Genomic DNA, 10,656 nt, shown 5'->3' on the forward strand with positions numbered 1-10,656 from the left:
GCGCCGAGACGATGCGCGCCGCGGGCGAGAGCGGCACGATGTCGCCGTAGCCGAGCGTGGTCATGGTCACCAGGCTGAAGTAGCGCAGCTGCACCCCGACGTTTGCACCGCCGCCCAGCGCGAAGGCTTCCGGGTCGGAGACCGCGATCGCGGCATAGAGATAGGACCAGGCGACCGCGATCAGGAAATAGCCGAACATGGTCCCCATGAGGGCGTCGGGGCTGGTGTCGGAGGTGCCGAGGAGTTCGGCGAAGGTGGCCCAGATCGCGGCGGCGAGCACGAGCAGGGTGACGACCAGGGTCACGGCGCCGGGCACGAGATCCGGGGCCAGCAGCCGCGTGAACTCGGTCGCGAGCCAGAGGAGGAGCAGGACCGCCATGGCCCGGGCGCTGCGCCGGGTGTGGCGCCCGGTATGGACGGCGCCGCCGAGGATCAGGACGAAGAGCAGGGCGGCCAGCAGGCGCACCGGCAGCGCGCTGCCGAGAAGCGGCTCGGCGAGGATGGCGCCGATCACGAGGACCAGCAGCAGGCTCCACCGCCGGCGCCCCAGGAGGCGGAGATAGGCCCGGACGAGCCGCACCGCGACCGGGCCTCAGGGACGCCGCGCCGGGCGTCCGGGCGGTCTCATGGGGCGCCCTCCGCGAGGGGCGGGGCCGCGCTTCGCGGTGCCGGCGCGTGGATCCCGGCATATTGCCGCTTGACGATCTCGCGCCCGGCCTGGACCGCGACGTAGAGGACCGGGGTCAGCAGGACCCCGAGCGTGCTGGCGAAGAGCATGCCGCCGAAGACGGTGATGCCGATCGCCTGCTGGCTGGCCGCGCCGGCCGAGGAGGCGAGCATCAGCGGCACCACCCCGAGCAGGAAGGAGAGCGCCGTCATCATCACCGCCCGGAAGCGCAGCCGCGCGGCGGTCACGCCGGCATCGTAGATCGACCGGCCGCCCGCCCGCTCCTGCATGGCGAATTCCACGATCAGGATGGCGTTCTTCGCGGCGAGGCCGACGAGCATGACCATGCCGATCTGGGTGTAGAGGTTCACGTCCCGCCCCGCGAGGATGGTCGCGACATAGGCGCCGAGCAGCGCGACCGTCACCGTCATCAGGATGGCGAGCGGCATGGTCCAGCTCTCGTATTGCGCCACCAGGAAGAGATAGGCGAAGAGCACCGAGAGCAGGAGGATCACCACGACGATATTGCCCGCCTCGAGCTCCTGGGCCGCCGTTCCGGTCCATTCGAAGGCATAGCCCGGCGGCAGGGCCTGGGCCGCGACCTCCTGCATCGCGGCGATGACCTGGCCGGTCGAATGGCCCGGCGCGGGATCGGCGGTGACGGCCCCCGCGCGGTAGAGGTTGAAGCGCACGAGGTTCATCGGCCCGAGGATGTTCTCCACCGTGACGAGCGTGCTGAGCGGCACCATCTCGCCGCCGCGCGAGCGCACGTGGAGCCGGCCGATGTCCTCGGGCCTCTCGCGGTAAGCCCCCTCCGCCTGGATCACCACCCGGTAGACCCGGCCGAACCGGTTGAAGTCGTTGACGTAGAAGGAGCCGAGATAGGCCTGGAGCGTGAGGAAGACGTCCGAGACGTCGACATCGAGCGCCTTGGCCTTCTCCCGGTCGAGATCGACGAAGAGCTGCGGCACATTGGCGCGGAAGGTCGTGTAGACCCGCCCGATCTCGGGGCGCTGGTTCGCGGCGAAGATCAGCGAGCCGAGCGCGGCCGAGAGATCCTGCGGCGTGCCGCCGCCGGTCTGCTGCACCTTCATCTCGACGCCGCCGGTGCCGCCGAGGCCCGGGATCGGCGGCGGGGAGAAGGTGATCAGCGAGGCCGCGGGGATCGCGTTGAGCTGCGCCTGGACCCGCGCGCGGATCGCCTCGGCGTGGAGCTCCGCCGCCTGCCGCTCCGCCCAAGGCTCGAGTGCCACGGCGATGAAGGCCATGTTCGTCGCGGCGCCGCCGCTCAGCACGCCGAAGCCGTTGACGGTGACGTAGTCGCGCACGCCGGGCGTCTCGGCGAGGATCGCCTCGACCTTCCGGCTGACCTCCTCGGTGCGGTTCAGCGAGGCCGCGTCGGGCAGCTGCACGTCGATGGCGAAGACCCCCTGATCCTCGGTCGGCAGGAAGCCGGTCGGGGCCGCCCGCGACAGGATCACGATGGCCGCGAGCGTCGCCCCCACGGCGAGCAGCCCGAAGGCCGAGGCCCGGGCCAGCCGGGCGACCACCGCCACATAGCCGTTCCGCGACGCGCCGATCGCCTTCTCGAAGATCGCGAGCAGGCCGCGGGGCGGGCCGGAGCGGGGCCGGAGCAGCAGGCTGCAGAGCGCCGGGGAGAGCGTGAGCGCATTGATCGAGGAGATGACGACGGCGGTGGAGATCGTCACCGCGAACTGGCTGTAGAGCCGGCCGGTGATCCCCGGCATGAAGGTGACCGGCACGAAGACCGCGAGCAGGACGAGCGTGGTGGCGATGACCGGGGTGGTGATCTCGCGCATGGCCTGCCGCGTCGCCTCCCTGGGCGCGAGCCCCTCGGCGATGAGCTTCTCGGTATTCTCCACCACGACGATCGCATCGTCGACGACGATGCCGATGGCAAGCACCAGCGCGAAGAGCGTCACGGTGTTGAGCGACATGCCGAGCCCGAGCAGCACCGCGAAGGTGCCGATCAGCGAGACGGGAATCGCGACCGCCGGCACGATCGTGGCCCGCACGCTGCCGAGAAAGACGAAGACGACGAGGATCACCAGCACCAGCGCCAGCAACAGGGTCTCGACCACGTCGTTGATCGAGCTCTCGATGAAGTCGGTGGTGTCGTAGGTGACGGAATAGGTCACGTCGTCGGGCATGAGGCCGCTCAGCCGCTCCATCTCGGCGATCACGCCATCGGAGACCGCCAGCGCATTGGCGCCGGGCGTCTGGTAGACCGCGAGCACCGCCGCCGGCTGGCCGAGGAAGGCGCCGGAGAAGCTGTAGATCTGCGAGCCGAGCTCCACCCTCGCCACGTCGCCCACGGTCACCTGGGCGCCGCTCTCGCCGCTCCGCAGCACGATCTGCCGGAACTCCTCCGGGTCGGAGAGCCGGCCCTTCGCCTTCACGGTATACTGGAACTGCTGGTCGGGTGCCGCCGGCGGTGCCCCGATCTGCCCGGCGGGCACGATCGCGTTCTGGTCCTGGATCGCGGCGATGAAATCCGCGGGCGTCAGGCCGAGGCTCGCCAGCCGGTCGGGGTCGAGCCAGACGCGCATGCCGTATTGCAGGTCCGTGAGCACGTCGGCGCTGCCGACGCCCGGCACCCGCGCGAGCACGTCGCGGATGTTGATCGAGGCGTAGTTCGACAGGAAGAGCTCGTCATAGGTGCCCTTCGGCGAGAAGAGCGTCACGATCATCAGCATGTTCGTGCTGGACTTCTGCGTCTCGACCCCGGAGCGGATCACCTCCTCCGGCAGCTGGCTCGTGGCCTGGGCGACGCGGTTCTGCACGTTGACCGTGGCGATGTCGGAATCCGTGCCCACGTCGAAGGTGACGGCGAGCTTGTAGCTGCCGCTGTCGGAGCTGGTCGAATCCATGTAGAGCATGTCCTCGACCCCGTTCACCTGCGCCTCGATCGGCGCGGCGACCGTCTCCTCGAGCGTCTCCGCGCTCGCGCCGGTGAAGCTCGCCGAGACCTGCACCACCGGCGGGGTGATCTCGGGAAACTGCTCGACCGGCAGCACCAGATAGGCGATGCCGCCCAGAATGGTCAGGAAGATCGAGATGACGAGGGCGAATTTCGGGCGGTCGATGAAGAAGGACACGGGTCGTCAGCCTTCCCGGGGCGCGGCGGGCACCGCATTGACCGGCACGCCCGGGCGCACGCGCTGGAGACCCTCGACGATGACGCTCTCGCCTTCCTGGAGCCCCTCCGCCACCACGACGTCCGAGCCGACCTGCTTGCCGAGCTCGACATGGCGCTGCTCGACCAGACCGTCCTCCCCGACCACCAGCACGAAGGGGCCGCGCTGGTCCCGCTGCACCGAGGCCTGGGGGACGACCAGCCGGACCTCCGCTTCCTCGCTGCCCACCTCGACCGTGACGAAGGTGCCCGGCCAGAGCAGCCCGCGCGCATTCTCGAAGCGCGCCCGCAGCCCGATCGTCCCGGTCCTGGGATCGACGCGGTTGTCGACGAAGGCGATCGCGCCGGGCTCCGGGTAGCTCTCGTCGTTCGGCAGGATGATCCTGACCGGCGGGCTGCGCTCGGGGTCGACGTTGCCGCGCAGATCCTCGGCGCCCGATTCGTCGAGGATCGAGAGGAACTGGGCCTCGCCGAGCGAAAACGCCACGTAGATCGGCGAGATCCGGGTGAGGTTCGCCAGGGGCCCGGTCGCGGGGCCGACGACGGCGCCCTCGCTCGAGGCGATGCGCCCGATCCGCCCGGCGAAGGGCGCGGTGATCCGCGTGTAGCCGAGGCGCAGCTCGGCCTGCCGCCTGTCGGCCTCGGCCGCCTGGAGGCGGGCCTGGGCCGCATCGCGCTGGGCGAAGGCGGTGTCGTATTGCGCCTGGGGGATGGTCTCGCGGGCGAGCAGCTCCCGCGCACGGTCGAGCTCCACCGCCGCGAGGGCGAGATCGGCGCCGGCCTGGGCGACCCCCGCCTCCGCCTTGGCGACCGCCGCCTCGTAGGGCTCGGGTTCGATGAGAAAGAGCTCCGCGCCCTGGTCGACGTAGCTGCCGTCCTGCGCGCCCCGACGCTCGAGGAAGCCCTCCACCCTGGCGGTGAGGTCGATCGTGTCGATCGCCTCCACGCGACCGATGAAATCGGCGGTGTCGAGGATCTCCCGCCGGGCGACCCCGGCGACCTGGACCGATGGCGCCTCGGCGCCGGCACCGCCCCTCTCGTCCTCGTCCGAGCCGTCGCAACCGGCGAGAAAGGCAAGCGATGCCAGGGCGCAGACCAGGACCGTTTGCCGCATTCCACTCTCCAGCCATCTCCGCGAGCGTGGTCATCCTAGCCCGGGCCCGGTCCGCGGCGAAACCTCTTTCGCCGGGCGAGGCGGGGGGCGGGCTTGCGGAGGCGCGTTCCCTGCCCGCGATGCGCGGGGCCGACCCCGGCCGGCCCGCGGCGGTTCGGCAGGGCTCCGCCCGTCGCCCGTCGCGCGAGGCCGCAGCCCGGGCGGCGGTCCTTTAGCGGTTGATTTGGGCGCGCGGATTGTCCAGCCTTGCCGATGCAGTCGATCAGGGGAGGGCGCATGTATCGGGTCTGGAGATTTGTCGCCGAGTATTCGGCACTATTGATTCTCGGCGCGCTCGCGGGCCTGGTGTGGGCGAACACCGATGCCGCGAGCTATCACGCCTTCGTCGAGTTCCCGCTGCTCGAGGGCGGCCCGATCGGGCATCTGCACATCGATGCCGAAGGCCACGCCCATCGCACGCTCACCGTGCATTACCTCATCAACGACGTGCTCATGGCCCTGTTCTTCGCGATCGCCGGCAAGGAGGTCTGGGAGGCGGTGGCGCTGAGGAACGGCTCGCTGCGCGGCCGCAAGGCGATGACGCCGCTGATCGCCACCGCCGGCGGCATGGTCGGACCCGCCGCGGTCTATCTGCTCGGCGCGGCGCTGGTCGGCAAGTTCTGGGTTCTGGCGAACGGCTGGGCGATCCCGACCGCCACCGACATCGCCTTCTCCTACCTGGTCGGACGGCTGGTGTTCGGGGCCGGGCATCCCGCGGTGATGTTCCTGCTGCTGCTCGCCATCGCCGACGACGCGGGCGGGCTTTTCATCCTCGCGATCTTCTATCCGCAGGGCGAGCTGCAGCCGGCCTGGCTGCTGCTGTCCTTCGGGGGCGCGCTCCTGATCTATCTGCTGGCGAACAGGTTGCCGCGGACCATGGACAGCCGGCACGATCATCGGCCGCACAGCACCTTCGCCCATACCCGGCTGGACTTCTGGCCCTATGCCCTGGGCGGCGCGCTGAGCTGGTACGGCTTCCAGCAGGCGGGGATCCACCCGGCCCTCGGACTTTTGCCGATCATCCCGGCGATCCCGCATGCCGATATCGACTTCGGCCTCTATTCGGCGGAGGAGACGGGCCAGCACGACCTGCTGAACCGGATCGAGCACATGCTGAAGAACCCGGTCGAGATCATCCTGTTCTTCTTCGGGCTGGCGAATGCCGGCGTCGAGTTCTCGGCGATGGGCGAGGCGACCTGGCTGGTGCTGGCCGGGCTGATCATCGGCAAGCCGCTCGGCATCGCCCTCTTCGGCTGGTTCGCGGCCGAGAAGCTGAAGCTCGGCCTGCCCGAAGGCATGCGCATCAGCGATCTGGTGGTGATCGGCTGCGTCGCCGCGATCGGCTTCACCGTCGCGCTCTTCGTCGCCGGCGTCGCCTTCCCGCCGGGTCCGGTGCAGGACGCCGCCAAGATGGGCGCGCTCTTCTCCTTCGGCGCCGCGGCGATCGCCATCGCGGTCGGCCGGATCATGCGGGTGGAACGCCGGCACATGGTGGTCGCGGAGTGACGGCCGCGGCCGCCTGCACCGCCGGCGTGCCGCATCATAGGAGGGCGGCTGGCCGCCCTCCGGCGCGGGGCGGCCGCACCTGCATGCACGGCCCCGCCGCCTGAGGCTCCGGGCGCTTCCCGCGGCGGCGGGCGGCGCCCGGTCACGGCTTGCGCGGGCCGGCGCGATCCGGCAGGCTGCGGCGCGAGGTTCAAGGGGAGATGCCGAACATGCGTAGTCGCGCCGCCGTGGCTTTCGAGGCCGGGAAGCCGCTGGAGATCGTCGACGTGGATCTCGACGGGCCCAAGGCCGGCGAGGTGATGGTCGAGATCAAGGCCACCGGCATCTGCCATACCGACGAGTTCACGCTCTCGGGCGCCGACCCCGAGGGGCTCTTTCCCGCGATCCTCGGCCACGAGGGCGCCGGCGTGGTGGTCGAGGTGGGCGAGGGCGTCACCTCGGTGCGGAAGGGCGATCACGTGATCCCGCTCTACACCCCGGAATGCCGGGAATGCCCCTCCTGCCTCAGCCGCAAGACCAATCTCTGCACCGCGATCCGCGCCACCCAGGGGCAGGGGCTGATGCCGGACGGCACCTCGCGCTTCTCGCTCGACGGCAAGCCGCTCTTCCACTACATGGGCTGCTCGACCTTCTCGAACTTCACCGTGCTGCCCGAGATCGCCGTGGCGAAGGTGCGCGAGGACGCGCCCTTCGACAAGATCTGCTACGTCGGCTGCGGGGTGACCACCGGCGTGGGCGCGGTGATCAACACCGCCAAGGTCGAGATCGGCTCGACCGCGGTGGTCTTCGGCCTGGGCGGCATCGGGCTCAACGTGATCCAGGGGCTGAAGCTCGCCGGCGCCGACATGATCATCGGCGTCGATCTCAACAATTCCAAGAAGGAATGGGGCGAGCGCTTCGGGATGACGCATTTCGTCAACCCCGCCGAGGCGGGCGAGGACATCGTCCCCCATATCGTCAATCTCACCAAGCGCGGCGCCGACCAGATCGGCGGGGCGGACTACACCTTCGATTGCACCGGAAACGTCAAGGTGATGCGGCAGGCGCTGGAATGCGCCCATCGCGGCTGGGGCGTCTCGGTGGTGATCGGGGTCGCGCCCGCGGGCGCCGAGATCGCCACCCGGCCGTTCCAGCTGGTCACGGGCCGGGTCTGGAAGGGCACCGCCTTCGGCGGCGCGCGGGGGCGGACCGACGTGCCCAGGATCGTCGACTGGTACATGGACAAGAAGATCCAGATCGACCCGATGATCACCCATATCCTCGCGCTCGAGGACATCAACCGCGGCTTCGACCTGATGCATTCGGGGGAATCGATCCGGAGCGTGGTGGTCTACTGAGCGACCGGCCGCCGGGCGGGGCTGACGACCCGTCCTCATGGGGACGGAGCGCAATGCGCTGATTTGATTGGGGAAAAGCGTTAGCGGCCCTGCGGACGCGCTTGGGCCGGCCGCCGGGATGCTCCGGGCGCGCGGCCCTTTCCCGCCGCGGGCGCCACGGAATGCTTCTGCCGGAGGGGCCGTCGCTACGCCGTCATTCCGCCGCGGGACCGCCCGCTCCCGCGCCCAGATCCGCCGGATCGAAGGCGTAATGCGCGCCGCAGAACTGGCAATCGGCGGTCACCACACCTTCGGGCGTCGTCATGGCGGCGATCTCCTCGGCGGAGCATTCGGCGAGGCTCATCACCACCTTCCCCGGCGAACAGGTGCAGCCGAACTGCACCGGCTGGGGGGCGAAGACGCGCGGCGCCTCCTCGTGGAAGAGCCGCAGCAGCAGCCCGTCGGAGCCCACATGCGGCCCCATCAGCTCGACCTCCTCGGCCGTCTCGAGCAGCGTCACCGCGCGGTTCCAGTTCTCGGCATCCGCGCCATCGAGCACGTCCTGCGCCGCCAGGAGCCCGTCGAAGCCGCTGGCCCCCCGGTCGGCGACGGGCGATGCCTTCGGCATGTGCTGGAGCATCACCCCGCCGCCGCGCCAATGCGCCGCCTCGCCGGGCTCGCGCGCCTCCGCCATGGCGAGCGCGAAACGCGTCGGCAGCTGCTCGGACTGGGCGAAATAGGTCTCGGCGCAATGCGCCAGCGAATGCCCGGCCACCGGCGTGATGCCCTGATAGGGGCTGGTGCCCGGTCCCTGGTCGATCAGGATCGCGAAGAGCCCCTCGCCGATCAGGTCGAAGGGGCGCACTCCTTCCGCCGCCATTCCCTCGGCATCGTAGCCGGCATAGGCCCGCAGGCGCGCCGGCTCGCCCTCGGCGGAAGGCCCGAAATAATCGGTGGCGATCAGCCGGATCGGCCCCTGCCCGCGCACCTGCAGGCTGAGCTTCCAGCGCAGCTTGATGGTCTGGCCGATCAGCGCGGTCAGGAGTGCGGCCTCGGCCACCAGCGCCGCGACCGGCCGCGGATAGTCGTGCTGGGCGAGGATCGTCTCAAGCGTCGCATCGAGCCGCGCGACCCGCCCGCGGATATCCGCGAAATCGAGCTGGAAGGGCAGGATCGTGTCGTCCCAGGCGATGCGGGCGGCCAGGCTCATGGTGTCTCCGGGGTTTGCAGTCCCTCCAGATAGGATCTCCCCGCCCGGACTGCAAACGCCAGGACCAGCCTCCGGCCTTCCCAATCCGACCGGCGGCGGTCTAGGGTCCGGCCATGCGACGTTTCGGCGAACCGGTGCTGCCGGGCCAGACCTACCGGACCCGCCCGGGCGCCTATGCGGTCATCCGCGAGGGCGGGGACGTGCTGGTCACCGAGCAGGCCGAGCCTCAACCTGAGCTCCAGCTTCCCGGCGGCGGCATCGATCCCGGCGAGAGCCCGCTGCCCGCGCTGCATCGCGAATGCCTTGAGGAAACCGGCTGGCGCATCCGGGTGTTGCGCCGCCTCGGTGCGTTCCAGCGCTACACCTACATGCCGGAATACGATCTCTGGGCGCGGAAGATCTGCCATGTCTATCTCGCCCGCCCGGTGCTGCGCCTCGGCGACCCGCAGGAGCCCGGCCACCGCGCGCTCTGGATGCCGGTCGCCGCGGCGGCGGCCCTGCTCGCCAATCCCGGCGACCGGCATTTCGTCGCCCGGTCCTGAGCCCGGCGCTCATGTCGACGCGCGCAGCGCCCGCTCCAGCGCCTCGAGGAAGCGCGAGCGATCCGCCGCGGCGAAGGGCCTGCCGCCCCCCTTGCGGAACGGATCGGCGGCGCGCAGGTCGGCCATCAGGTCGCGCAGCGCGAGCCGCGCGCCGATATTGGCGGGCGTGAAGGCCTGGCCGTCGGGCGCCAGCACCCGCGCGCCGGCCTCAACGCAGCGCGCGGCGAGCGGCACGTCGGCGGTCACGCAGACATCGCCCGGCCCGATGCGCGCGGCGATCCACTTGTCCGCCGCATCCGCGCCTTCCGTCACCACCACGATGGAGACCAGCGGATGCGCGCTCGGGCGCAACCCGCCGTCGGTCACGAAGGTCACCTTCACGCCGTGGCGCTCGGCGACCTTCACCGTCTCGGCGCGCACCGGGCAGGCGTCCGCATCGACGAAGATCACGCGAAGAGCGCCTCGGCATGGAAGGCGACATGGTCGGCCATGAAGCTCGCCACGAAGAAATAGCTGTGGTCGTAGCCCCGCTGCAGGCGGATGGTCGCCGCCTGGCGCCGCTCGGCCACCGCCGCCATCAGCGCGCCGGGCATCAGCTTGTCGAGGAACTGGTCCTCCGTGCCCTGGTCGATCAGCAGATGCCCCTTCCAGCCCCGCTGGCGCAGGAGCAGGCTCGCGTCATGGGCCGCCCAGCGTGCCTCGTCCGCCCCGAGATAGGCCGCGAACTGGCGCCGCCCCCAGTCCGAGGCCGTGGGATGGGCGATCGGCGCGAAGGCCGAGACCGAGCGGAACCGGTCGGGCAGGCTCAGCGCCACGGTCAGCGCCCCGTGCCCGCCCATGGAATGGCCGGTGATCCCCTGCGCGCCTTCCGCCAACGGGAATGCGTCGAAGACGAGGCCCGGCAGTTCCTCGGTCACGTAGCGCCACATGGCGAAATGCGGCGCCCAGGGCGCCACGGTGGCGTCCAGATAGAACCCCGCGCCCTGGCCGAGATCGAAGCCCGCGTCGTCGGCCACCCCGGCCCCGCGCGGCGAGGTGTCGGGAAAGATCCCCGCGATCCCCGCCTGCGACGCCCAGGCCTGCGCGCCGGACTTCAGCATGGCGT

The 10,656-nt window shown here is 70.7% G+C and carries 9 protein-coding genes; 3 read left to right on the top strand and 6 right to left on the bottom strand.

Annotation, left to right across the window (positions count from 1 at the left end; all coding sequences use genetic code 11):
* From V7050_RS12935 to V7050_RS12945, 3 genes are all read right to left on the bottom strand, one after another.
* On the bottom strand, positions 1 to 580 hold a 580-nt coding region (locus V7050_RS12935), incomplete at its 3' end, for an ion channel (protein WP_324410630.1).
* Positions 581 to 624: 44 nt separating this feature from the next.
* Positions 625 to 3,786 (bottom strand): efflux RND transporter permease subunit, encoded by a 3,162-nt coding sequence (locus tag V7050_RS12940; protein WP_324369622.1) that lies wholly within the window; start codon positions 3,784 to 3,786, stop codon positions 625 to 627.
* Positions 3,787 to 3,792: 6 nt separating this feature from the next.
* The gene (locus V7050_RS12945; protein WP_324369623.1) at positions 3,793 to 4,938 is read right to left on the bottom strand and encodes an efflux RND transporter periplasmic adaptor subunit; all 1,146 of its coding nucleotides are present in this window, start codon (positions 4,936 to 4,938) and stop codon (positions 3,793 to 3,795) included.
* A 276-nt stretch (positions 4,939 to 5,214) separates the two neighbouring features.
* Here V7050_RS12945 and V7050_RS12950 point away from each other — a divergent pair, with 276 nt between their 5' ends.
* A complete protein-coding gene (locus V7050_RS12950) occupies positions 5,215 to 6,483 on the top strand; it encodes a Na+/H+ antiporter NhaA (RefSeq protein ID WP_324367864.1) in 1,269 nt (422 codons plus the stop codon).
* A gap of 209 nt (positions 6,484 to 6,692) precedes the next feature.
* Positions 6,693 to 7,820 (top strand): S-(hydroxymethyl)glutathione dehydrogenase/class III alcohol dehydrogenase, encoded by a 1,128-nt coding sequence (locus V7050_RS12955; protein WP_324367866.1) that lies wholly within the window; start codon positions 6,693 to 6,695, stop codon positions 7,818 to 7,820.
* A gap of 193 nt (positions 7,821 to 8,013) precedes the next feature.
* Here the strand turns inward: V7050_RS12955 and hslO are convergent, their stop codons facing one another.
* Positions 8,014 to 9,009 carry an Hsp33 family molecular chaperone HslO gene (gene hslO / locus V7050_RS12960; RefSeq protein WP_324367869.1) on the bottom strand — a complete coding sequence of 332 codons (996 nt, stop codon included), beginning with the start codon at positions 9,007 to 9,009 and terminating at the stop codon, positions 8,014 to 8,016.
* A 113-nt stretch (positions 9,010 to 9,122) separates the two neighbouring features.
* Here hslO and V7050_RS12965 point away from each other — a divergent pair, with 113 nt between their 5' ends.
* Positions 9,123 to 9,551 (top strand): NUDIX hydrolase, encoded by a 429-nt coding sequence (locus V7050_RS12965; RefSeq protein WP_324367872.1) that lies wholly within the window; start codon positions 9,123 to 9,125, stop codon positions 9,549 to 9,551.
* A gap of 9 nt (positions 9,552 to 9,560) precedes the next feature.
* Here the strand turns inward: V7050_RS12965 and V7050_RS12970 are convergent, their stop codons facing one another.
* Positions 9,561 to 10,001, bottom strand: coding sequence for a YaiI/YqxD family protein (locus V7050_RS12970; protein ID WP_324367874.1), 441 nt, complete (start codon positions 9,999 to 10,001; stop codon positions 9,561 to 9,563).
* Positions 9,998 to 10,656, bottom strand: a 659-nt coding sequence (fghA, locus tag V7050_RS12975) for an S-formylglutathione hydrolase (protein WP_324410632.1), incomplete at its 5' end; no start/stop codon positions are given. The genes V7050_RS12970 and fghA, both read right to left, overlap by 4 nt.

It is taken from the genome of Amaricoccus sp., from assembly GCF_036846665.1.
In the GTDB taxonomy this organism is placed as follows: Bacteria; Pseudomonadota; Alphaproteobacteria; order Rhodobacterales; family Rhodobacteraceae; genus Amaricoccus.

What these genes read in the sequence shown, in the direction of transcription:
- V7050_RS12945 (WP_324369623.1), bottom strand. Translation starts at nt 4,938, where the DNA reads ATGCGGCAAACGGTCCTGGTCTGCGCCCTGGCATCGCTTGCCTTTCTC.
- V7050_RS12950 (WP_324367864.1), top strand. Translation starts at nt 5,215, where the DNA reads ATGTATCGGGTCTGGAGATTTGTCGCCGAGTATTCGGCACTATTGATT.
- V7050_RS12955 (WP_324367866.1), top strand. Translation starts at nt 6,693, where the DNA reads ATGCGTAGTCGCGCCGCCGTGGCTTTCGAGGCCGGGAAGCCGCTGGAG.
- hslO (WP_324367869.1), bottom strand. Translation starts at nt 9,009, where the DNA reads ATGAGCCTGGCCGCCCGCATCGCCTGGGACGACACGATCCTGCCCTTC.
- V7050_RS12965 (WP_324367872.1), top strand. Translation starts at nt 9,123, where the DNA reads ATGCGACGTTTCGGCGAACCGGTGCTGCCGGGCCAGACCTACCGGACC.